21 protein-coding genes are annotated in these 21,683 nt (G+C 57.0%); 7 read left to right on the top strand and 14 right to left on the bottom strand.

The window, feature by feature from the left end; all coding sequences use genetic code 11:
• Positions 1 to 2: 2 nt before the first annotated feature.
• Positions 3 to 620 carry a 4'-phosphopantetheinyl transferase AcpT gene (acpT, locus tag AC0TN7_RS02245; RefSeq protein WP_267217647.1) on the top strand — a complete coding sequence of 206 codons (618 nt, stop codon included), beginning with the start codon at positions 3 to 5 and terminating at the stop codon, positions 618 to 620.
• Here acpT and arnF read toward each other — a convergent pair.
• From arnF to AC0TN7_RS02205, 8 genes are all read right to left on the bottom strand, one after another.
• The gene (arnF, locus tag AC0TN7_RS02240; protein WP_267217646.1) at positions 568 to 957 is read right to left on the bottom strand and encodes a 4-amino-4-deoxy-L-arabinose-phosphoundecaprenol flippase subunit ArnF; all 390 of its coding nucleotides are present in this window, start codon (positions 955 to 957) and stop codon (positions 568 to 570) included. The genes acpT and arnF overlap by 53 nt on opposite strands.
• Positions 954 to 1,289: a 4-amino-4-deoxy-L-arabinose-phosphoundecaprenol flippase subunit ArnE gene (gene arnE / locus AC0TN7_RS02235; RefSeq protein WP_267217673.1), complete on the bottom strand. Its 336-nt coding sequence runs from the start codon at positions 1,287 to 1,289 to the stop codon at positions 954 to 956. The genes arnF and arnE overlap by 4 nt, the downstream gene beginning before the upstream one ends.
• Positions 1,289 to 2,944 (bottom strand): lipid IV(A) 4-amino-4-deoxy-L-arabinosyltransferase, encoded by a 1,656-nt coding sequence (arnT, locus tag AC0TN7_RS02230; RefSeq protein WP_248166216.1) that lies wholly within the window; start codon positions 2,942 to 2,944, stop codon positions 1,289 to 1,291. Before arnT ends, arnE begins: the two co-directional genes overlap by 1 nt.
• The gene (gene arnD, locus AC0TN7_RS02225; RefSeq protein ID WP_024908858.1) at positions 2,941 to 3,843 is read right to left on the bottom strand and encodes a 4-deoxy-4-formamido-L-arabinose-phosphoundecaprenol deformylase; all 903 of its coding nucleotides are present in this window, start codon (positions 3,841 to 3,843) and stop codon (positions 2,941 to 2,943) included. The genes arnT and arnD overlap by 4 nt, the downstream gene beginning before the upstream one ends.
• Positions 3,840 to 5,822, bottom strand: a complete 1,983-nt coding sequence (gene arnA / locus AC0TN7_RS02220; protein ID WP_157189832.1) for a bifunctional UDP-4-amino-4-deoxy-L-arabinose formyltransferase/UDP-glucuronic acid oxidase ArnA — start codon at positions 5,820 to 5,822, stop codon at positions 3,840 to 3,842. The genes arnD and arnA overlap by 4 nt, the downstream gene beginning before the upstream one ends.
• Positions 5,819 to 6,802, bottom strand: a complete 984-nt coding sequence (arnC, locus tag AC0TN7_RS02215) for an undecaprenyl-phosphate 4-deoxy-4-formamido-L-arabinose transferase (RefSeq protein ID WP_023333737.1) — start codon at positions 6,800 to 6,802, stop codon at positions 5,819 to 5,821. The genes arnA and arnC overlap by 4 nt, the downstream gene beginning before the upstream one ends.
• Before the next feature lies 1 nt (position 6,803).
• A complete protein-coding gene (gene arnB, locus AC0TN7_RS02210) occupies positions 6,804 to 7,943 on the bottom strand; it encodes a UDP-4-amino-4-deoxy-L-arabinose aminotransferase (RefSeq protein ID WP_090420545.1) in 1,140 nt (379 codons plus the stop codon).
• Between the two features lie 452 nt (positions 7,944 to 8,395).
• Positions 8,396 to 8,902 (bottom strand): phenolic acid decarboxylase, encoded by a 507-nt coding sequence (locus AC0TN7_RS02205; RefSeq protein ID WP_024908855.1) that lies wholly within the window; start codon positions 8,900 to 8,902, stop codon positions 8,396 to 8,398.
• 99 nt (positions 8,903 to 9,001) lie between these two features.
• Here AC0TN7_RS02205 and AC0TN7_RS02200 point away from each other — a divergent pair, with 99 nt between their 5' ends.
• From AC0TN7_RS02200 to AC0TN7_RS02190, 3 genes are all read left to right on the top strand, one after another.
• Entirely contained in the window at positions 9,002 to 9,883 is an 882-nt protein-coding gene (locus tag AC0TN7_RS02200) for a LysR family transcriptional regulator (protein ID WP_148769389.1), read from the top strand.
• 32 nt (positions 9,884 to 9,915) lie between these two features.
• Positions 9,916 to 10,710 carry an SDR family NAD(P)-dependent oxidoreductase gene (locus AC0TN7_RS02195; RefSeq protein WP_148769390.1) on the top strand — a complete coding sequence of 265 codons (795 nt, stop codon included), beginning with the start codon at positions 9,916 to 9,918 and terminating at the stop codon, positions 10,708 to 10,710.
• A 523-nt stretch (positions 10,711 to 11,233) separates the two neighbouring features.
• Positions 11,234 to 11,896, top strand: a complete 663-nt coding sequence (locus tag AC0TN7_RS02190) for an HAD family hydrolase (protein WP_248166212.1) — start codon at positions 11,234 to 11,236, stop codon at positions 11,894 to 11,896.
• 60 nt (positions 11,897 to 11,956) lie between these two features.
• Here AC0TN7_RS02190 and AC0TN7_RS02185 read toward each other — a convergent pair whose 3' ends face one another.
• The 3 genes from AC0TN7_RS02185 to AC0TN7_RS02175 all read right to left on the bottom strand — a co-directional run bounded on the left by AC0TN7_RS02185 (position 11,957) and on the right by AC0TN7_RS02175 (position 14,849).
• Positions 11,957 to 12,982, bottom strand: a complete 1,026-nt coding sequence (locus AC0TN7_RS02185; protein WP_473701801.1) for a TerC/Alx family metal homeostasis membrane protein — start codon at positions 12,980 to 12,982, stop codon at positions 11,957 to 11,959.
• A gap of 166 nt (positions 12,983 to 13,148) precedes the next feature.
• Positions 13,149 to 13,547, bottom strand: a complete 399-nt coding sequence (locus tag AC0TN7_RS02180) for a potassium channel family protein (RefSeq protein ID WP_024908850.1) — start codon at positions 13,545 to 13,547, stop codon at positions 13,149 to 13,151.
• A gap of 108 nt (positions 13,548 to 13,655) precedes the next feature.
• The gene (locus AC0TN7_RS02175; RefSeq protein WP_473701800.1) at positions 13,656 to 14,849 is read right to left on the bottom strand and encodes a BaiN/RdsA family NAD(P)/FAD-dependent oxidoreductase; all 1,194 of its coding nucleotides are present in this window, start codon (positions 14,847 to 14,849) and stop codon (positions 13,656 to 13,658) included.
• A gap of 228 nt (positions 14,850 to 15,077) precedes the next feature.
• Here AC0TN7_RS02175 and pitA point away from each other — a divergent pair, with 228 nt between their 5' ends.
• Positions 15,078 to 16,577: an inorganic phosphate transporter PitA gene (gene pitA / locus AC0TN7_RS02170; RefSeq protein ID WP_032648248.1), complete on the top strand. Its 1,500-nt coding sequence runs from the start codon at positions 15,078 to 15,080 to the stop codon at positions 16,575 to 16,577.
• Positions 16,578 to 16,630: 53 nt separating this feature from the next.
• On the opposite strand, the gene uspB is transcribed toward pitA, so the two are convergent.
• On the bottom strand, positions 16,631 to 16,966 hold the full coding sequence (uspB, locus tag AC0TN7_RS02165; protein ID WP_003861224.1) for a universal stress protein UspB: 336 nt from the start codon (positions 16,964 to 16,966) through the stop codon (positions 16,631 to 16,633).
• A 283-nt stretch (positions 16,967 to 17,249) separates the two neighbouring features.
• Between uspB and uspA the strand changes: the two genes are divergently transcribed.
• Complete coding sequence (gene uspA, locus AC0TN7_RS02160) at positions 17,250 to 17,687, top strand: universal stress protein UspA (protein WP_003861223.1); 438 nt, start codon at positions 17,250 to 17,252, stop codon at positions 17,685 to 17,687.
• Positions 17,688 to 17,784: 97 nt separating this feature from the next.
• Here the strand turns inward: uspA and rsmJ are convergent, their stop codons facing one another.
• Together rsmJ and prlC are read right to left on the bottom strand one after the other, a co-directional pair.
• Positions 17,785 to 18,537: a 16S rRNA (guanine(1516)-N(2))-methyltransferase RsmJ gene (gene rsmJ, locus AC0TN7_RS02155; protein WP_024908847.1), complete on the bottom strand. Its 753-nt coding sequence runs from the start codon at positions 18,535 to 18,537 to the stop codon at positions 17,785 to 17,787.
• A gap of 7 nt (positions 18,538 to 18,544) precedes the next feature.
• Positions 18,545 to 20,587 carry an oligopeptidase A gene (prlC, locus tag AC0TN7_RS02150; RefSeq protein ID WP_024908846.1) on the bottom strand — a complete coding sequence of 681 codons (2,043 nt, stop codon included), beginning with the start codon at positions 20,585 to 20,587 and terminating at the stop codon, positions 18,545 to 18,547.
• A gap of 207 nt (positions 20,588 to 20,794) precedes the next feature.
• Between prlC and AC0TN7_RS02145 the strand changes: the two genes are divergently transcribed.
• Positions 20,795 to 21,637, top strand: coding sequence for a 23S rRNA (adenine(2030)-N(6))-methyltransferase RlmJ (locus tag AC0TN7_RS02145; protein ID WP_023333753.1), 843 nt, complete (start codon positions 20,795 to 20,797; stop codon positions 21,635 to 21,637).
• The last annotated feature ends 46 nt before the right edge of the window (positions 21,638 to 21,683 follow it).

The following is a 21,683-nucleotide window of genomic DNA, read 5'->3' as shown; positions in this document are numbered from 1 at the left end:
CTATGTACCAGTTTGTACTGGGAAAGATCTCCACCCTTAGCGCGGACCCGCTGGCGTCAACGCTCGCAGACAGGGCACCTCTGGGTGCCCGACATGCCTCCTGGCTGGCCGGGAGGACGCTGCTCGCCAGAACGTTATCCCCTCACCCGCTCCCCGACATCATTTACGGTGAGCAGGGGAAACCAGCCTTTGCGAAGGGGCATCCACTGTGGTTCAACCTGAGCCACAGCGGTGACGATATCGCCTTACTGATGAGCGATGAAGGCGAAGTCGGCTGTGATATCGAAGTGATTCGTCCAAGGAAGAACTGGCAGGCGCTGGCTAATGCGGTATTCAGCGTGACAGAGCATGATGAGCTGGAGCGTGAAGCGCCCGAGGAACGGCTTACTGCGTTCTGGCGTATCTGGACACGGAAAGAAGCGATTGTGAAACAGCGTGGCGGCAGTGCCTGGCAGATTGTCAGCATCGACAGCACTGCGCAGACACACGCGGTCAGTCAGCTACAGGTCGGCTCGCTGAGCCTTGCCGTCTGCACATCGACCCCTTATACCCTGACCAACGAGTCGATTATTCACGTTGGGACGTTCGGGGCAGAAAAATCACTAACACACCCAGAATAATAAACCCGACCCCCGCCAGCCCGTGCCAGGAGAAATGCTCCTCCCAGCCCGGCAGCAGGATCGCGGCGCCCCACACCAGAATATAACTGAGGCTCAGCAAGGCATAGGCTTTGCTGAGCGCCATACGATGCAGCGCCAGATACCAGCAGCCCATAGAGGCCACATACCCCATCAACCCCAGCAGCAGCGCGCCCGTGCCGGATGAGAAGTGCCATAGCGCGGAAATCAGCGCCAGAACATCGCTGGCCGGTGGCAGTGCCAGCATGGCATCTCGCAGCAACAGCTGCGCGGCGCTGACTAACAGCACGCTGCATAAGGCCCAGAACGCTCCTTTCACAGGCTCCCTCCCAGGATAACAATCCCAACGATGATCAACCCCACCCCCAGCCAGTGATGCAACGCGACGTTTTCACGCCAGAATACCTTCGCCGCCAGCGTCACCCAGACAAAATTGAGGCTCAGCATAGGGTAGGCAATGCCGACAGGCAGGCGTTGCAGCACCACCAACCAGACCAGCATCCCGCTGCCCAGCGCCAGCAGGGCCAGGCCAAGCCACAGCGCAATATGCGCCCCACGCCGCCCGGCTTTCACCGGACGGGTGGCTTGTTTCTGACACAGTTGTCCCGCGCAGCTGAGCAGGCTTGCCAGTATCAGCCAGATCCAGGTCATCACTTCGGCAGATACTGCAGGTAGGCCAGACGGCCCTGGATATACAGGCTGTCCGGTTCTGGCAGATTAGCCCGCGAAAGGTCATCGCGTTTTGACAGCAGGATAACCAGCGATACGCGTCCCTGCTGACGGTGCTCTGCCAGCCACTGCGCGAAGTCATCTCTACCGACAAAACGATCTTTCACATCAGGATAATCCAGCCCGTAACGCAGCTCGCCGCTCTGACCAAACAGCGTGATGTCATTGCGCTTCAGCTCCCACGCCAGGCCAGCGGCCACGCCCACGTTATTGGCCAGAACAAATCGGCTGTCCTGAAGCGGCTCGCGCACGGTGTCGACCAGCGACTGCGGCTGTTTGGAATCCACCACCAGGTTAGGAATGGCAAAACCAATCAGCAGCGCCAGCCCCGCAGGGCACAGTGCCGCCAGCCACCAGCGCTGCTGACTCTGCCTGAACGTAAACCAGCCTACCGCGGCCCAGATAAGGAACGCGACCACCGCGCAGAAGACTTTATACAGTTCGACCGAGGTCCAGACCGGATGCTTAGACAGTCCCCACGGCGAGACCACCAGTGCCGCCACCACGCCGATAACGCCAAACGCCAGGTTAATCCCGCCGTTAATGCGCAACGCTCTGGCGCCTTTCTCCGCCGCAAGGCAGGCATAGCGCGCCATCAGGATCGCCAGCGGGGCAAAGCACGGCAGGATGTAAGTCGGCAGCTTGCCTTTGGCAATGCTGAAGAACAGCAGCGGCATCACCACCCATCCCAGCAGATAGAACCCGCCACCCGCGTTTTGTCGGTCATTCCAGCCGAGACGAAACGCGCCGGGCAGCAGCGCCAGCCACGGCAGGCTACCCGCAATCAGGAACGGTATGTAGTACCAGAACGGGGCTTTGTGCTGCGCGTCGCTCTGGGCGAAACGCTGAATATGCTCAACCCAGAAGAAGTAACGCCAGAAGTCAGGCTCACGCTGCGCAATGGCCAGCCCCCATGGCAGAACAATCAGCACGCAGCTCAGGATCGCGAGCCAGCCAAAAATCAGCACCTCTTTCCAGCGCTTCTGGGCGATCACCCACGGCAGCACGCCAATCACCGGTACCGCCAGCGCCAGGAAGCCTTTGGTCATCACCCCCATCCCGCAGGCCAGCCCGAGCAGCACATAGCCACCCGCTTTTCCGGCAACAGTTTGCGCCTGTGAGGCCAGCCAGAAGCTGCACATCGCCGCCACCAGCCACAGGGTGATGATAGGATCCAGCACCGCATACGTGCCGATGCCATACACCAGGAACAGGGTCAGGAAGATCAGGCCAGAGAAAATGGCTGTCCGCTTATCTCGCCAGAGACGCCAGGCCATCCAGATGACCAGCAGCGCGGCTAAGCCGGTGGAGAAGATGGACCCGGCGCGCACGGCGAGGTTGGTGTGCCCGAACAGCATCTGCCCGATACTGTTGATCCAGTAGCCAGCGATCGGCTTTTCAAAGTAACGCAGTCCCAGAAAATGCGGGACAATCCAGTCTCCGGAGGCCAGCATTTCGCGGCTGATTTCCGCATAGCGCGTTTCATCAGGCTGCCACAGCAGGCGGACATCGACAGGAATGAGGTAGTAAACGATAAACAGTGCGAGAAGCGCTAAGCCATAACGGGCTGTTTTCATGGGACCGGACTCACGGTTTGTTGATAACCAAGCCAGCCTTCCCGGCCAGCCAGTTCATTACGGACCACTTTTCCCACGGGCAGGGTACTGAGGTCATCTGGCAGCAGCTCGCTCAACGGGCAGAATTCGATGCCCTCCTGAGCGGCCATGGTCAGCAGTTCGTCGAAATCATGCTGATACGCAATCCCTTCCACTTCGGCATGGATGGTATAGACCGGCGTACCGGCGTCACGATGAATGCGGTCCAGAATGTAGCGATTGAACTCATCCGCCTTTACCTCGCGTCCGACCACTTCATCCCAGGTGGGAAGCGTGACCGGAATTTGCACCGTACCGTAGCGATTTTCGCCTAACAGCGGCAAAAAGGGTCCGGTTCCGCGGCAATCGCTGTTGTAGCGAAACGCGAAGGCTTCTTTGGCTTTCACGACGCGCTGATCCGCACGCCATCCCGCCACGGCAGAGCAGCGCACGGGCTGACCGGTAATGGCCTCCAGCTCCAGCATCCCACGCTCGACCTCACGGGACAGACGCGGGATGTCCCAGACGCCAGCCCAGGCTTGCCAGGCATGGTGATCCCAGGCATGCAGGCCAATCTCATGATGCTGAGCCGCCTCGCGGATAATCGCTTCATTACCCGCGCCGATGCGTCTGCCGGGCCAGGCGGTGCCGGCCAGCAAAATATCCCAGCCGTAGAGGGATGCTGCGCGCGAGCGCAGCATTTTGAACAGAAATGCCGGTTTAACCAGACGCCATAAATGGCGTCCCATGTTGTCAGGCCCCACGCTGAAGAAAATGCTGGAACGCACACCGTGCTTGCTCAGCAGTTCCAGCAGTTTGGGTACGCCGTCACGCGTTCCCCTGAAGGTGTCGACATCAATGCGTAAACCGACTTTTTTCATGAGTCCTGTTCCGACAGCTCCACGGTGCGCAGGAAGAAATCGAGCGTCTCATCAATGGTCAGCTCCATCTTCACCGTCGGCGTCCAGTTCAGGCAGCGCTTCGCATTGCGAATGCTTGGCTTACGGTGCTCAACGTCCTGATACCCTTTACCGTAGTAGCTGCTGCTTTCCACTTCGCGGAAACCGGCAAACGGCGGGAACTTATCGCGCAGCGGATGACGCTCGAAGCTGGCCAGCAGCATCTCGGCCAGCTCGCGAATGCTCGCTTCGTTGTCCGGGTTACCGATGTTAATGATCTCACCGTTGCAGCGGTTGTCTTTGTTCTCGATGATGCGGAACAGCGCTTCGATACCGTCGCTGATATCCGTAAAGCAGCGTTTCTGTTTCCCGCCTTCGATAAGCTTAATTGGCGAGCCTTCCACCAGGTTCAGGATCAGCTGGGTGATCGCACGGGAGCTGCCGATACGCGCCGCGTTCAGGTTATCCAGACGTGGCCCCATCCAGTTGAACGGACGGAACAGGGTAAAGCGCAGACCTTCTTTCTCACCGTAGGCCCAAATCACGCGGTCCAGCAGCTGTTTGGAGACGGAGTAGATCCAGCGCTGTTTGTTGATCGGCCCGACCACCAGGTTGGAGGTGTCTTCGTCGAAGTTCTTATCGGTACACATGCCGTACACTTCAGAGGTGGACGGGAAGATGATGCGCTTGTCGTATTTCACGCAGTCGCGGATGATCTTCAGGTTCTCTTCGAAGTCCAGCTCGAACACGCGAAGCGGGTTACGGGTGTACTCGATTGGCGTGGCAATGGCGACCAGCGGCAGCACCACGTCGCATTTTTTAATGTGATATTCGATCCACTCGGAATGGATGCTGATATCCCCTTCCACGAAGTGGAAACGCGGGTTGTCGAGGAAACGACTGATCGCATCAGAGCCGATATCCAGACCGTAGATTTCGTAGTTATCGTCTTTGAGCAGACGCTCGGTCAGGTGGTTACCGATAAAGCCGTTTACGCCGAGGATAAGCACGCGGGTACGGCGTTTGATGGCTACAACCGGTGCGCTGGTGATCAGCGCCCCGGTCACCAGGCCCAGAGACTGAGCCAGCTGTGTGCCCTGAACGTACAGGCCGTTGTCGGTTTGTCCGGTGACGATCTCCAGCGCCTGGTCGCCGCAGCTCACAATCAGAGGGGAGACAGAGACGACGGTGCCCGGTTTAGCGGCGGGAATATCGTCACGCACGCGGGATTTCCAGACGATAAATTTGCTAACGCCAGCAAAGCTGTACGCGCCCGGCCACGGGTCGGTCACGGCGCGCACCAGGTTGTGCAGCTGGCGGGCCGGTTTGTTCCAGTCCAGACGACCATCTTCCGGCGTGCGGCGACCAAAGCTGCTTGCCTTGCTCTCATCCTGCGCGGTCTCGCTGAAGGTGCCGCTGAGGATGGCGGGAAGTGCATCACGCAGCAGCGTCTGCGCCGTCGCATTCAGCTTGTGATGCAGCTGCAGCGCAGTTTCGTCCGCATCAATAGCGACCTTCTGCTGTGCCACGATAGCGCCCGCATCCGCACGGCGCACCATGCGGTGCAGCGTCACGCCCGTTTCCGTTTCACCGTTCACCAGCACCCAGTTCAGCGGGGCGCGGCCACGGTAGGCCGGCAGCAGAGAGCCGTGAAGATTAAAGGCGCCTTTTGCGGCCAGGCCTAAGATCTCGTCGGAGAGCAGGTTGCGATAGTAGAACGAGAAGATCACGTCAGGCGCGAGCGCGCGGATGCGATCCACCCACAGCGGGTGATTTACGTCGTCCGGCGCATAAACAGGGATCCCACGCTCGGCGGCGATGCGCGCCACGGAGCCGAAAAAGTTATTCTCTCCGGCGGTGTCCGGATGAGTAAAGATTGCCGCAATGTCATAGCCCGCTTCCAGCAGGGCCAGCGTGCCCGTGCACCCCATATCGTGATAGGCAAATACAACAGCTTTCATGGGTGAATTTCCTCTTGAGATGCTTTGTGTTCCTGACGGACAACACGTTGAATAAAGTAGCGCGGACGCGCGCGAACATCGTTATAGATACGGCCAATGTATTCACCGAGAAGGCCCATCCCGACAAACTGGGCGCCGATGAACATAAACAGCACGGCAAAGAGCATGAAGACCCCTTCCGCCGCCCACTGCGGGCCAAAGACCAGTCGCAGTACCACCAGCAGAACGGACAGCGCAAAACCGGCCACGGCGATGATGCTGCCGAACACGCTCAGCAGACGCAGCGGCGTGGTGGTCAGGCAGGTGATGAGGTCATACATCAGGTTGATGAGACGCATAAAGCTGTACTTCGATTCCCCGTGCTCGCGCTCGGCGTGCAGAACCGGGATTTCCGTTGCCTTGCGGGCAAAGGTGTTCGCCAGAATAGGAATGAAGGTGCTGCGCTCATGGCAATGCAGCATGGCGTCGACAATATGGCGGCGGTAGGCGCGCAGCATGCAGCCGTAGTCACCCATCGCTTTACCGGTGGTGCGCTGGATCAGGCGGTTAATGGTGCGTGACGCCAGCTTACGGAACAGGCTGTCCTGGCGGTTCTGACGTACCGTGCCGACCACGTCATAGCCTTCATCGGCTTTGGCAACCAGGCGCGGGATCTCTTCCGGTGGGTTTTGCAGGTCAGCATCCAGGGTGATGATCAGATCGCCCGTGACGTGGCTAAACCCCGCCATAATCGCCGAGTGCTGGCCGTAGTTACGGTTGAGCAGCACGGCTACGATGTGGCTGCCTTCAGCCTGCGCGGCTTCGGTCAGCATCAGTGCGGAATTATCGCTACTGCCGTCATCCACCAGCAGAATTTCATAAGCCTTGCCCATCGTGTCGCAGGCGGCCGTTGTACGGCGGATCAGTTCGGGCAGGCTCTCCTGCTCGTTATAAACCGGGATGACCACGGAAACTTTTTGTACAGGCGGTGCACTGAACATATCAATGTCCTGCAAGCTGATGGAGTGCGGTAATGACACGGGTTGTGTCGTCATGAGTCATATCCGGGAAAAGAGGGAGGGAACAAATACGCGCGCTATTCCATTCAGAATTCGGGAGCGATACTTCAGGAAAACGCTCGCGGTAGTATTTTTGGGTGTGCGCCGCGCGGAAGTGGAGGCCGGTACCGATGCCTTTCTCTTTCAGCGCCGCCATCAGGTTGTCGCGTGAGATCCCACAGCGCGCTTCATCAACGCGAATAATAAACAGGTGCCAGGCATGCACGTGCGGCCATGACGGAATGGTGAGCGGCTGGAACGGCGTATCGGCCAGCTCCCGCAGGTAGCGTTCAGCGATTTCCTGGCGGCGCCTGTTGGCCTCTTTCAGTTTACCTAACTGCACCAGCGCCAGCGCGGCATTAATGTCCGCCAGGTTGTATTTATAGCCCGGCGCGATCACTTCCGCCTGCGGCGCACGACCGTGCGTCTGGCGGTCATAGGCGTCTACGCCAAGGCCGTGGAATTTCAGACTGCGGATCCGCTGTGCCAGCTGGGCATTATCCGTCACGACTAAGCCGCCTTCCGCGCAGGTCATATTTTTAATGGCGTGGAAGGAAAAAATCGCCGTCCCTTTCCAGCCCACGTGACGGTTCTTGTAGTACGTTCCGGCGGCATGGGCCGCATCTTCAATAACCGGAATACCGTGACGTTCACCGATGGCATGGATAGCGTCGATGTCACACGGCGCGCCGGCATAATGAACGGGAATAATGGCTTTGGTACGCGGGGTAATGGCGGCTTCAACGGCTTCTGGCGTCACCATTAATGTATCTTTGTCCACATCAATCATGACCGGTGTGGCACCCAGCAACACGATCATATTCAGCGTGGAGACCCAGGTCTGGGAAGGGGTAATGACTTCATCGCCCGGGCCAATATCCAGCGCCATCAGCGTGACGTGCATACCCGCGGTGGCTGAACAGACGGCAATCGCATGCTGATTCCCGGTAAGTTGACAGAATGCCTCTTCAAGTTCCTGATTCTTAGGCCCCGTGGTGATCCAGCCCGACATCAAAACGTCCTGAAGCGCCGCAATTTCCTCAGCGCCCATCGACGGTCGCGAAAAAGGCAGAAAATCACTCATTATTAATTTCCTTGCTGTATTAAAGGCGTCATCTTTTACTGCGCTGTCGTAATGGGCAGCTCAATGGGATCATGCAAGATGGTTATTAAATAAAGACCAAATAAAATTAAGTCGCTATAACAGTTATGTCAACAAACCATCAACTGAAGCAAAAGTAGCGTCGTTTTCTTAGGAAAAAATTAAGACAGGCGAAGAGCGGAAGGGAAACAGCACATAAAATAGGATAGAAAATCGTTTTACAACAGCAGGATAGTGATTCTAACTATTTTTTTGTTTTTTTGCGGGTGGACTCACAGCGATTACTCTACTATTTCATTTCGTTTACATTAAAATTATAAGAAAAGTAAATGAATACTCAACCAAAATAAAAATCCCGGAGGTTTGGGTGGGAATTCCGACATCCTCCGGGAACTTTCTATTAATATCAATTGTCGCGCATTCAACTGTCGCGCTTAGTTAAGATTAGCAGGGAAATCATTCGGCAATTCGCTGGCGGCGCAGGCGATAACGCTTTCATTATTTGCGCCGCAGTCGCGCACAAAGGTGATCGTGGCAAATTCATCAATCACTTCCGTTGGATACGCCGGACCCGCATCGCGATAGCTATTCATCAGCGGGATATGGTCGTTCTGGAAGCAGACGGTTTTTTCCGGGTTGTTCATGACCCAGCGCGGGAAGAAGATGGTGCCGTGGAACAGTTTGTCGCCCAGGTTCACAATCAGGCTGACGTCGGTGCCGGTTGGCTCGGTCCAGGAGATTTTATAGATGCTTTCCCCTACCCGCACGATGTAAGCCTGCTGATCTTTCACCCAACGGTTTGCCACAAGGCCGCTGTGAATACGGTAATCCAGAGTCGTCTCATTTTTGACGTAAATCTCGTAGTTCCAGCCGTTGTCGTAGGTATAAACAAGGTGTTTACCAACGAAGCCGCTTAAGTCGTGTTTGTCGAAGGTGTTCATAAGATGTCTCCTTTGTTTTGATGAGACGATCGTACCCCTTCAAAAAATGGATGAATAACGCTATGTTTTAATCAAATTCATCCAAATTTTAGATAAATCATGCATAAGACGACGCTGGAACAATGGTCCTTACTGGAACGAGTAGTGGAAGCGGGCAGCTTTGCCAAAGCCGCAGAAGAAACCCACCGCAGCCAGTCTTCGGTGAGCTATAACCTGTCGCTGCTGCAGGAGCGGCTCGGCGTGGCGCTGCTGGTCCCGGAGGGGAGACGGGCGGTGTTAACCCCGGCCGGTGAGCTTCTTCTCAGCCAGGTTAAACCGCTGCTGAAAGCCTTTTCGTATGTTGAGACGCGCGCAGCGACCCTTCGCAACGGGATGCGCACGCGGTTGGATCTGGTGGTGGACTCCATTTTCCCGCGCCGCCGCCTGTTCGCCATTTTGCGCCAGTTCCAGCAGCAGTATCCGCAGACCCAGGTACGACTCACCGAAGTGCTGGAAAATACCCGCGCCGACGCCATTAACGACGAAGCCGATGTGATGATCTTAACCCGCCGCCAGGACATTACCGGGCTCGGCGAATGGCTGATGAATATCGACTTTGTTGCCGTGGCCCATCACCAGCATCCCCTCTTTCACCTCGACGCGCCGCTAAATGATGAGATGCTGCGCCCGTGGCCGCTTATCCAGATTGCGGACAGCCAGCCCGCCGCACGTGCTGCCAGTGAGTCGTGGACCTTCTCCACCATCGATGCCGCCATAGAGGCCGTCCTCTCTCAGGTCGGCTACGGCTGGCTGCCAGAGGAACGCATCCAGACCCAGCTGGATCAAGGCGTCCTGAAACGCCTGCCGCTGAGCCACGGTGCGCGCAGAGCAACGCCGCTTCACCTGATTGTTAAGCGCTCCCTCGCCCCGCTTGACGAGCAGGTGGAGACGCTGCTGCGCCTTTTTAGCCAGGAGCCGTCATCCTCACCTGCTACGCTTTAAGGTCCGAACGTTAAAACGATAGGGAGCTGATGATGAAAATCGACTTTACGGGGAAAGTGGCGCTGGTGACCGCCTCAACCGGCGGGATCGGGTTCGCCATTGCCAGAGGTCTGGCAGAAAGCGGGGCGGAAGTGATCGTCAATGGCCGCAGCACGGAATCGGTGAACAAAGGCATTCAGCAGCTGCAGCAGGTGGTGCCGGGCGTACAGGTGCGCGCCGCGATTGCCGATCTCAGCACGGCGGAAGGGGTCGAGTCGCTGCTGAAGGTGGCGAATAACGTCGACATTCTGGTTAACAACGCCGGGATTTACGGCCCTGAGGATTTCTATGCCACCGACGATGAAACCTGGGAGCGTTACTGGCAGACCAACGTGATGTCCGGCGTGCGTCTGTCCCGCGCCCTGCTGCCGGGCATGGTGCAGAAAGGCTGGGGACGCGTGGTGTTTATCTCCTCCGAGTCGGCCTGCAATATCCCGGCGGATATGATCCACTACGGCGTGACCAAAACGGCACAGCTCTCGCTGGCGCGCGGGCTGGCGAAGTTCGTGGCAGGGAGCGGCGTGACGGTCAACAGCGTACTGCCAGGCCCGACGATGTCGGACGGTTTTGCAGAGATGATGAAAGATGAAATCGAAAAAACCGGCAAATCGCTGGAGCAGCTGGCGAAAGAGTTTGTGATGGCCAACCGCCCCAGCTCGGTGATCCAGCGCGCGGCCACGGTTGAAGAGGTGGCCAATATGGTGATTTATGTCTGTTCGCCACAGGCCTCCGCCACCTCCGGCGCGGCGTTACGCGTCGACGGCGGCGTCGTGGATGACATTATTTAATGTTGTCAGGCATCACTTGCCGCAACACGTCGGGCGGAATGGAGCAATCTGCGCGCCGCAATGCGTGATTCCGCCCCGCGGTTACCGGGTGATTTCCCCTTTCTGGTATGGATCGAGAATACGCTAGCGCAGCGGATCCGTTGCCTGATGCTTCAGGGCAGATTTCGCTGGCGATACTGCCAGTTCATAGTTCATCGATAACATCGACGCTGGAAGTTGAAAACTCATTGCAGAAAACGAAGCAAAACTTAACGTGAGGATTGAAATAAGCGATCTAAGAGTCATATCAAGAAAGACGTAGTGAGTGAGTTTTTCCTTACCTGTGGGGCCCAATGGTTCCCCAAAATATCTTGCGATGTGGCGATAATATAGGCAGTTCTTTTTTTCACCAATCCTTATCGAGACCAAAAATGGACTCACTTTGAGATCGCAAGATGGAGAAAAAATGGTGGTGGTATAAGGACTGTCCAGCTAAAGCAGGTAAACTGATCCGCAGAATGTGTATTTCAGCTAAGACGTATTTATGACCAATATGATTGCCGACGAGACGGTGGCGAAATCCAGCGTGCTCTCTGTCTTTGACTTTGATGGGACATTAACGCACCACGACAGCTTTATTCCTTTCCTGCGCTTTGCCTTCGGGAAACGTTACTTCGCGGGTCGTCTGGTGCGTATGGCGCTGCCCACGCTCCACTGCGTGCGTCGTAAGCTGACGCGCGATGAGCTAAAGGAAGTGCTGATCAAAACGTTCCTGACGGGCGTGGATGAACACTGGTTGCGCCAGCAGGCGGAAGCCTTTTGCGAAAAATACTGGAACAAGCTGATGCGTCCCGAAGGGGTTCTGGCGGTGGCGGCTGAGGTGAATTCCGGTGCGGAGGTGACCATCTGTTCCGCCTCTCCGGCGCTGGTGCTTCAGCCGTGGGCTGACAAACTGGGCATTAAGCTGATTGGCACGCGGCTGGAAGTGAAAGATGGCAAGCTGACAGGGCGCATCACGGGCCACAACTGCCGCTGCGCCCAGAAGGTGGCCAGGCTGGAAAAAGTGTATGGCGATCTGAACGCCTATCACCTGCGCGCCTGGGGAGACACCCGCGGCGACCACGAGCTGCTGGCGGCGGCGCAGGATCCGCACTGGCGGCACTTCCACCCGCCGCGCAAGCGCCGGAATTCACCGATTAAGGGTTAGGTGCGGTCTGGTGCCCTCACCCCGGCCCTCTCCCACAGGGAGAGGGAGAAAAGCGGTACATCAGGCCTCACGTTTTCCCGGGAACATCACGCTCGCAATAATCCCCAGCGCCAGCACGCCTAGTACCACAAACAGGCTGGCCGTCGCGCCAATGCTGTAACCATGTTGCCAGAAGTGGTCGGTGGCATTTAACCCCAGCTTGAACGCCACGAAGAATAGCAGCAGCACCACGGCTTTCTCGAGGTGTACCAGGTACTGCTTCAGCGCTTCCAGCACGAAGTAGAGCGTACGCAGGCCAAGAATGGCGAACATCATGGCGCTGTAGATAATCAGCGGTTCGCGGCTCACGGCAATAATGGCCGGCACGGAGTCAAACGCGAACATCACGTCAGAGAGCTCAACGACGGCCACGCAAAGCAACAGCGGTGTCGCATAGCGCTTCGCCTTCTTCACGCGGCCGACCATCACGTCCTGGTTTTCCGGCTTCTCCAGCTCCGCATCCACCTCTTTCTGCGTCAGAATAAAGGCATTGCTGCTGATTTTCGGCCAGACCGGATAGAAGCGCTTCACCAGGCGATAGGCGAGATGACCCGAGTAATCTTCCACTTCGTCGCTCTCTTCATTACGTCTGAGCATCATCACCGCCGTCCAGCCAACGACCAGCGCGAAAATCACCTCAACGTACGGCCCCAGGCTTAACAGGCTGGTGCCGATAGCTACAAAGATGCCGCGGAAGACAATCGCCCCCAGCACGCCCCAGTAAAGCACGCGGTGACGGTACTTATCCGGCACGCCGAACCAGGCGAAGATCGCCATCATCACAAACAGGTTATCGACGGAGAGCACCTCTTCCAGCGCATAGCCGGTGAGGAACAGGCTCGCCATCTCGGCACCGTGGTGAACGTACAGGAATCCGGCGAAGGCCATCGCCATCATGACCCAGAAGATGGACCACATCGCCGCGCTTTTCAGCGAGACAGGTTTATCGTGACGGTGCATAAAGAGGTCGATAAACATCGCCCCAACGGCCATCACCACAAAGACAACAACGGTTTCCGTCGGGAAACCGAGATGAGCAGCAGACATACAAAACCCTTTTGGCAGACAAAACACAACACCATGCAAACTGGCGTAAACCAGGAACAGAAAAGGGCGGGCCGTTAATCAGCCTCTTCGCCCTCAAAATCGCAGCCATCTGGCCGCGCAAGGAGGGGTACTTTACCTTACCAGACGGGGATCGTGCATCTGCCGTTTAAGCGCTCATGCCGCGCAAACGCTGCAGCACCGCCACCAGAACCGCTACAGACCAGCCTACCATCAACGCGCCCACCAGCCCTTCCACCCCGCCGATGAGCCGCCAGTGCTGGGGTAACGTGACGTCGCCGTACCCTACCGTCGCATAGCTCACCAGCGAAAAGTAGAAGCTGGTGTTCCAGTCATTAAACGCGTCGATGACAAAATAAAACGCAGCAAACAGCCCGGCTTCCAGGAGATGGGCGAAAATCATAGAGATCACGATACCGACATTGCGTAAAACAATGCGTACCGCAGAATCGACTTCTAACGTAATGAATTTTAAAACGCCAAACATCCACAGCGAATGAATCACCACGGTTAGGGTAAGCAAAATAATAATACTGAGTAGCTGCATGATGCGTGCTCGACCAAAAGGAATATGACCCCACTAACGCGGCGGGGCATCTGGTCGAAGCTTAGTTGAAGGGGGAGGAAAAGTTGGTGCAATAATTGCGTTGCGTGATTATTTCTCTACCAGCGCCTGAGCACACGCCCAGGCACTTGCCCATGCCCACTGGAAGTTGTACCCGCCGAGCCAGCCGGTCACATCCATCACTTCGCCAATAAAATAGAGCCCCGGCACGTTGCGCGCTTCCATGGTGCGGGAAGAGAGCTCATTCGTGTCGACCCCGCCCAGCGTCACTTCCGCCGTACGGTAGCCTTCCGTGCCGTTTGGCTGCACGCGCCAGTTTGTCAGGGTCTCTACCAGCATCTCCTGCTCGCGGCTGTTAAGCTGCTTGAGCGACACATCCGGGATCTGCCCCAGCACCTGCAAACACTCCACCAGACGCTTCGGCAGCTGCATTGCCAGCGTGTTTTTCAGGCTTTGATTCGGGTGCGCGGTACGCTGCTCGTTAAGGAACGCGTCGAGATCGCAGTCCGGGAGCAGGTTAACCGTGACAAACTCCCCCGGCTGCCAGTAGCTGGAGATTTGCAGTACCGCCGGGCCGGAGAGGCCGCGATGGGTAAAGAGCAGATTTTCACGGAACACCGTCCCGTCTTCGGCGGTAATGACGGAGGGAACAGAGACGCCAGACAGCGTCTGAAGCTGTTCGAGAAGCGGTTTATGCAGCGTGAACGGCACCAGCCCGGCGCGCGTGGGCAAGACTTTCAGGCCAAACTGTTCGGCAATCTTATAGCCAAACGGGGAAGCGCCCAGCCCCGGCATGGACAGGCCGCCGCTGGCGATCACCAGATTATCGGCGCTGACGGTTTCACCGTTGAGCTGTAGCGTATAGCCCTGGTCGTCACGGGCGACTTCCAGCACTTCCGTGCGCAGGCGCATGACGACGCCGCCCTTCTCGCACTCGGCCACCAGCATATCGACAATCTGCTGCGCGGAGTCGTCGCAGAACAGCTGGCCCAGCGTCTTCTCATGCCATGCGATACCGTGCTTACCGACCAGGTCGATAAAATCCCACTGGGTATAACGCGCCAGCGCAGATTTACAAAAATGACGGTTTTGGCTCAAATAGGCCGCGGGTTCAACATACAGGTTAGTAAAGTTGCAGCGCCCGCCGCCGGACATCAGGATCTTACGGCCTGGCTTTTTACCGTTATCCAGCAGCAGCACGCGACGACCCGCCTGTCCGGCCATCGCCGCACAAAACATACCCGCCGCACCGGCGCCAATTACCACGGCATCAAACCTTTCCACGTCAAAACCCTCTTTGTTAACTGCCGCGGATTGTAAAGTTTCCTCTGTGGTCACACCAGCGTAAAAAGATATTACAAAGCCATTCCCTTGAAATTTAAAGAATATCCTTTCAGGCACTTTTCTCAAATCAGGTGGTATGTCAAAAAAAGTCTATATTTCACTTTGCCCGTTGCGCATTTGTCCTGGATAATGCGCCGCGTTCATGTCCTCAAAATGGCGTAACGTCCTATGCTACATTTGTTTGCCGGCCTGGATTTACATACCGGGCTTTTATTATTGCTTGCTCTGGTTTTTGTACTGTTTTACGAAGCGATCAACGGCTTCCACGACACTGCAAACGCAGTAGCGACGGTTATCTACACTCGCGCAATGCGATCGCAGCTTGCGGTTGTTATGGCGGCGGTATTTAACTTTTTTGGTGTCCTCCTGGGCGGACTGAGCGTTGCGTATGCCATTGTGCATATGCTGCCAACAGATCTGCTGCTTAACGTAAGTTCTGGCCATGGCCTCGCCATGGTGTTCTCAATGCTGCTTGCTGCAATTATCTGGAACCTCGGTACCTGGTATTTCGGCCTGCCTGCATCCAGTTCTCACACCCTCATCGGCGCGATTATCGGTATCGGGTTAACCAACGCCCTCATGACCGGTACATCGGTTGTTGATGCGTTAAATATCCCGAAAGTACTGGGGATCTTCGCTTCTCTCATCGTTTCCCCAATCGTGGGTCTGGTGGTGGCAGGCGGGCTGATCTTCATCCTGCGTCGTTACTGGAGCAATACTAAAAAACGCTCCCGTATTCACCTGACGCCAGCAGAGCGTGAAAAGAAAGACGGCAAGAAAAAGCCGCCATTCTGGACGCGTATCGCCCTGATCATTTCCGCTATCGGCGTGGCTTTCTCACACGGCGCGAACGATGGTCAGAAAGGCATTGGTCTGGTGATGCTGGTGCTGATTGGCGTTGCTCCGGCAGGCTTCGTGGTTAACATGAACGCCTCCGGCTACGAAATCACCCGTACTCGCGATGCGGTCAACAACGTCGAAATCTACTTCCAGCAGCATCCTGACCTGTTGAAGAAGGCGACCGGCGTTGACCAGTTAATCCCGTCACCGGAAGCCGGTGCCGCGACTGCGCCAGGCGAATTCCACTGCCATCCTGCAAACGCGATTAACGCGCTGGAACGTGCCAAAGGCATGCTGGGCAATATCGAAAGTTATGACAAACTGACCGTTGAGCAGCGTGGTCAGCTGCGTCGCATTATGCTGTGCATCTCTGATGTAACGGATAAAGTGGCGAAGCTGCCTGACGTGAATGCTGACGACCAGCGTCTCCTGAAGAAACTGAAAGGCGATATGCTCAACACCATTGAGTACGCGCCAATCTGGATCATCATGGCGGTCGCACTGGCACTCGGTATCGGTACTATGATTGGCTGGCGCCGTGTGGCGACCACCATCGGCGAGAAGATCGGTAAGAAAGGCATGACCTATGCGCAGGGTATGTCCGCGCAGATGACGGCGGCAGTGTCTATCGGTCTGGCGAGCTACACCGGTATGCCGGTATCCACCACCCACGTACTCTCCTCGTCCGTGGCAGGTACCATGATTGTTGACGGTGGCGGCCTGCAGCGCAAAACCGTGACCAACATTCTGATGGCCTGGGTGTTCACCCTTCCGGCATCCATCCTGCTGTCTGGCGGGCTGTACTGGATTTCGCTGAAGCTGATTTAATCGGTTGAAGGCGACAAAAAGCGGGTCAGGAAACTGACCCGCTTTTTTTATGCTCAGTGCCAAATCATCAATGCAATCATGCTGACCACGACCAGGCCACACAGGGCGCTGGTTAAAATGAACTGACGACGCAGGCGCTCGCAGCGACGGATAAACTCTTCATCGTGATGATCGCGGTAGCGCTGATAGTAGATATATCCCACCAGACGCATCTGTTTGCTGGGCTGTCCATGCGAGGTGAAGAACCCTCCACCGTCCACATACTGATAAAGCAACGGATCGCAACCACGAAGTACCACTAACAGCGCACGTAACGATGAGAAGTAGCGCGCCATATTCACTATGCAAACTACGCATAACGCCCAAAACAATGCGACGGTGCTAATCATACATCCTCCCCGGCGTCCGCCCACGAAGCAAGGCTTCTGAGCTACCGCACCCCAATGCCCTGACAGACAGTTCAGTGAAAGAATGACCAAAAGTCGATCCGGTTCGCGTTTTAATATCCGAACGGCTCATTTAATAGTGTAGGAGATCCGTTAATTTTTTTGCCACAAGGTTAATCGTTATCAACACCAAAGCTTGAAAAATATGTTTAACTGGGCCGTAATGAAAGCATCAGACGACGGCTTTCCCATTTAGTCATCGATAACTTAAGGAAGGAGTAACACTATGGCTTACAAACACATTCTCATCGCGGTAGACCTCTCCCCGGAGAGCAAAGTGCTGGTTGATAAAGCGGTATCCATGGCACGTCCCTACAACGCGAAAGTTTCGCTGATTCACGTTGATGTGAATTACTCCGACCTCTACACCGGTCTCATCGACGTCAATCTGGGCGATATGCAGAAGCGTATCTCCGAAGAGACGCACCACGCCCTGAGCGAACTATCCACTAACGCAGGTTACCCGATTACCGAAACCCTGAGCGGCAGCGGCGACCTGGGCCAGGTATTGGTTGATGCGATCAAGAAATATGACATGGACCTGGTGGTGTGCGGTCACCATCAGGACTTCTGGAGCAAGCTGATGTCTTCCGCGCGCCAGCTGATTAACACCGTTCACGTGGATATGCTGATTGTTCCACTGCGTGACGAAGAAGACGAGTAAGTGCGTTAAATTCCCCTCACCCTAACCCTCTCCCACAGGGAGAGGGGATAGATCGAGGACGTAGGCCGGGTAAGGCGAAGCCGCCACCCGGCTTTTTTTATTCCGGCGTACCTGAGTAGATATCAAACCGGTGCCCTTTGGTGGTCACCGCGTTGGTCGTGGCAACGTCCGCCAGGGGCGGCGCATAGTCAGGGCGTTTCACCACCACCCGCTTCGTCGCCAGCTGACGAGCCGGCTCCAGCAGGCCATCCGCGTCCAAATCAGGTCCCACCAGCGACTGAAACACCCGCATCTCTTTCTTCACCAGCGCGCTTTTCTGCTTGTGCGGGAACATCGGGTCGAGATAGACCACCTGCGGGCGCGGGGTGATATCGGTCAGCGCCGTCAGGCTCGAGGCATGAATCAGCTGCAAACGCTCCTGCAACCACGGGCCGATTTCCGGGTCCGCGTAGCCACGGCTCAGACCGTCGTCGAGCAGGGCCGCCACCACCGGGTTACGTTCCAGCATCCGCACCCGACAGCCGACAGACGCCAGCACAAAGGCATCACGCCCCAGCCCCGCCGTGGCATCGACCACGTCCGGGAGGTAGCTTCCTTTAATCCCAACCGCTTTAGCCACCGCTTCGCCGCGACCGCCGCCGAACTTGCGCCGGTGCGCCATCGCCCCGCCGACAAAATCGACAAAAATCCCGCCGAGCTTCGGTTCGTCGCGCTTGCGTAATTCAAGATGTGCTGTGGTCATCACCAGCGCCATCGGGTTTTCATCATCGTGCTCCAGCCCCCAGCGGGCGGCCAGAACAGATAAGGCGCCGTCTCCGGCGCCTGTTTCATCCACTAAGCAGATCTTCACGTAACAATCAGCCTTTGATCCCGTAATGCTCAAGCATCGCATCCAGCTGCGGCTCGCGGCCGCGGAAGCGTTTGAACAGCACCATTGGTTCTTCGGAACCGCCGCGGGTCAGGATGTTGTCGAGGAAAGACTGGCCGGTTTCGCGGTTGAAGATCCCCTCTTCTTCGAAACGAGAGAAGGCATCCGCCGCCAGCACGTCGGCCCACAGGTAGCTGTAGTAACCCGCCGCGTAGCCGCCTGCAAAGATATGGCTGAACGCGTGCGGGAAGCGGCCCCAGGTTGGCCCTGGGATCACGGCGACCTGCTTTTTAATCTCGGCCAGGGTTTCCAGGATTTTCGCGCCCTGCTCCGGGCTGAACTCGGCGTGCAGGCGGAAATCGAACAGGCCGAACTCCAGCTGACGCAGGATGAACATCGCCGCCTGGTAGTTCTTCGCCGCCAGCATTTTATCCAGCAGCTCTTTCGGCAGCGGTTCGCCGGTCTCATAGTGACCGGAGATAAACGCCAGCGCGTCCGGCTCCCAGCACCAGTTTTCCATAAACTGGCTTGGCAGCTCGACCGCATCCCACGGCACACCGCTGATACCGGCCACGCCTGCGGTTTCGATGCGGGTCAGCATATGGTGCAGACCGTGACCGAACTCGTGGAACAGGGTGATCACTTCGTCGTGGGTGAACAGCGCTGGCTTGCCGTTTACCGGGCGGTTGAAGTTACAGGTCAGGTAGGCGACCGGCTTCTGCAGAGTACCGTCGGCTTTACGCATCTGGCCCACGCAGTCGTCCATCCACGCCCCGCCGCGCTTGTTCTCACGCGCGTAGAGATCGAGGTAGAAGCTGCCGCGCAGTTCGTTTTTCTCGTCATACAGCTCGAAGAAGCGCACGTCCGGATGCCAGACGTCGATATCGGTACGCTCTTTGGCGGTGATGCCATAGATGCGCTTCACCACTTCAAACAGGCCGTTAACGGCTTTGTTTTCCGGGAAGTACGGGCGCAGCTGCTCGTCGCTGATGCTGTAGAGGTGCTGCTTCTGTTTTTCGCTGTAGTAAGCGATGTCCCACGGCTGCAGCTCGTCCACGCCGAACTCCGCTTTCGCGAAGGCGCGCAGCTGGGCCAGCTCTTTTTCACCCTGCGGACGGGCGCGTTTCGCCAGATCGGTCAGGAAGTCGAGCACCTGCTGCGGATTTTCCGCCATTTTGGTGGCGAGGGATTTATCGGCATAGTTTTCAAAGCCCAGCAGCTGGGCCAGCTCGTGGCGCAGGGCGAGGATTTCCGCCATCACCGGGCTGTTGTCCCACTTACCGGCATTCGGCCCCTGATCGGAAGCGCGGGTGCTGTAGGCGCGGTACATCTCTTCACGAAGCACCTGGTTGTCGCAGTAGGTCATCACCGGCAGATAGCTCGGAATATCCAGCGTTAGCAGGAAGCCGTCCTGCTCTTTCGCCTCGGCCTGGGCTTTTGCCGCCGCCAGGGCGCTTTCCGGCATGCCGGAAAGCATAGCTTCGTCGGTAATCAGCTTCGTCCAGCCCATGGTGGCGTCGAGCACGTTGTTGCTGTACTGGTTGCCCAGCTCGGACAGGCGCGCGGCAATTTCACCGTAGCGGGTCTGCTTCTCTTTTGGCAGGCCAATCCCGGACAGCTCAAAATCACGCAGGGCGTTATCGACCGATTTTTTCTGCGCCGTGTTCAGTTCGGCATAATGGTCGCCGTCGCGCAGGTCGCGGTAGGCTTTGTAGAGCCCTTCGTGCTGGCCGACCCAGGTGCTGTACTCAGAGAGCAGCGGCAGGGTCTGTTCGTAGGCTTCGCGCAGCTCCGGGCTGTTTTTTACCGAGTTCAGGTGGCTCACCGGGGAGAAGATACGCCCCAGCACGTCGTCCACTTCGGCCAGCGGCTGACACAGATTTTCCCAGGTGTACGGCGCGCCCTGCGCTACCACGCTTTCTACCGCCGCGCGGCAGTTGTCCAGCGATTGCGTAACGGCTGGAACCACATGCTCAGGGAGGATTTTAGAAAACGGCGGCAACGAAAAAGGCGTCAGTAATGGATTGGTCATAAACGCTGTCCTGTTGAAATAGGTGAATGAAGCGCGCATCCGGCGCTGTGCATATGCGATCTAGAATGGGGTTAAGTGTAGAGGATTTCAATGCCAGACGTGGCGGAAAAGAGCCCGGTGGCGCTGAGCTTACCGGGCCTACGGGTAATCTGCGCCGTTCTGCTGTAAACTGTGGCAAATCGTCAATTCAGCGGAATATCATTACCCATGCTCAGTTATCGCCACAGCTTCCACGCTGGCAACCACGCCGACGTCCTTAAACACACCGTTCAGAGCCTGATCATCGAATCGCTCAAAGAGAAAGAGAAGCCGTTTCTCTATCTGGACACCCACGCGGGCGCGGGCCGTTATCAGCTGAGCGGCGAGCATGCCGAGCGTACCGGTGAATATCTGGAAGGGATCGCCCGCATCTGGCAGCAGGACGATCTGCCTGCAGAGCTGGAGCCGTACATCGGCGTGGTGAATCACTTCAACCGCAACGGCCAGCTGCGCTACTACCCGGGCTCGCCGCTGATTGCCCGCCAGCTGCTGCGCGAGCAGGATAGCCTCCAGCTGACCGAGCTGCATCCGAGCGACTTCCCGCTGCTGCGTTCTGAATTCCAGAAAGACAGCCGCGCCCGCGTGGAAAAATCCGACGGCTACCAGCAGTTGAAAGCCAAGCTGCCGCCGGTTTCCCGTCGCGGCCTGGTGCTTATCGACCCGCCGTACGAAATCAAAACCGACTATCAGGCGGTGGTGACAGGCATCCATGAAGGCTACAAACGCTTCGCTACCGGGACATACGCCCTGTGGTACCCGGTGGTGCTGCGCGCGCAAATCAAACGCATGATCAAGGATCTGGAAGCGACCGGCATCCGCAAAATCCTGCAGATTGAGCTGGCGGTACGTCCGGACAGCGATCAGCGCGGTATGACCGCCTCCGGCATGATTGTAATCAACCCGCCGTGGAAGCTCGAAGCGCAGATGAACAACGTGCTGCCGTGGCTGCACAAAACGCTGGTGCCAGCGGGTACAGGCCACGCCACCGTCAGTTGGATCGTGCCGGAGTAATCGCAGCCATCGGTGGAAACTATTGATTTCAGGTATACAATCGCGG

This window comes from Enterobacter sp. PL_is511, from assembly GCF_055816065.1.
This window is presented reverse-complemented; position numbering and strand designations above follow the sequence as displayed.

Coding starts and splice junctions, on each gene's coding strand:
- AC0TN7_RS02180 (WP_024908850.1), bottom strand. CDS start 13,547: ATGCAGCTACTCAGTATTATTATTTTGCTTACCCTAACCGTGGTGATT.
- arnB (WP_090420545.1), bottom strand. CDS start 7,943: ATGAGTGATTTTCTGCCTTTTTCGCGACCGTCGATGGGCGCTGAGGAA.
- AC0TN7_RS02190 (WP_248166212.1), top strand. CDS start 11,234: ATGACCAATATGATTGCCGACGAGACGGTGGCGAAATCCAGCGTGCTC.
- uspA (WP_003861223.1), top strand. CDS start 17,250: ATGGCTTACAAACACATTCTCATCGCGGTAGACCTCTCCCCGGAGAGC.
- AC0TN7_RS02205 (WP_024908855.1), bottom strand. CDS start 8,902: ATGAACACCTTCGACAAACACGACTTAAGCGGCTTCGTTGGTAAACAC.
- AC0TN7_RS02200 (WP_148769389.1), top strand. CDS start 9,002: ATGCATAAGACGACGCTGGAACAATGGTCCTTACTGGAACGAGTAGTG.
- arnT (WP_248166216.1), bottom strand. CDS start 2,944: ATGAAAACAGCCCGTTATGGCTTAGCGCTTCTCGCACTGTTTATCGTT.
- AC0TN7_RS02145 (WP_023333753.1), top strand. CDS start 20,795: ATGCTCAGTTATCGCCACAGCTTCCACGCTGGCAACCACGCCGACGTC.
- pitA (WP_032648248.1), top strand. CDS start 15,078: ATGCTACATTTGTTTGCCGGCCTGGATTTACATACCGGGCTTTTATTA.
- arnA (WP_157189832.1), bottom strand. CDS start 5,822: ATGAAAGCTGTTGTATTTGCCTATCACGATATGGGGTGCACGGGCACG.
- arnE (WP_267217673.1), bottom strand. CDS start 1,289: ATGACCTGGATCTGGCTGATACTGGCAAGCCTGCTCAGCTGCGCGGGA.
- uspB (WP_003861224.1), bottom strand. CDS start 16,966: ATGATTAGCACCGTCGCATTGTTTTGGGCGTTATGCGTAGTTTGCATA.
- AC0TN7_RS02195 (WP_148769390.1), top strand. CDS start 9,916: ATGAAAATCGACTTTACGGGGAAAGTGGCGCTGGTGACCGCCTCAACC.
- acpT (WP_267217647.1), top strand. CDS start 3: ATGTACCAGTTTGTACTGGGAAAGATCTCCACCCTTAGCGCGGACCCG.
- arnD (WP_024908858.1), bottom strand. CDS start 3,843: ATGAAAAAAGTCGGTTTACGCATTGATGTCGACACCTTCAGGGGAACG.
- prlC (WP_024908846.1), bottom strand. CDS start 20,587: ATGACCAATCCATTACTGACGCCTTTTTCGTTGCCGCCGTTTTCTAAA.
- AC0TN7_RS02185 (WP_473701801.1), bottom strand. CDS start 12,982: ATGTCTGCTGCTCATCTCGGTTTCCCGACGGAAACCGTTGTTGTCTTT.
- arnC (WP_023333737.1), bottom strand. CDS start 6,802: ATGTTCAGTGCACCGCCTGTACAAAAAGTTTCCGTGGTCATCCCGGTT.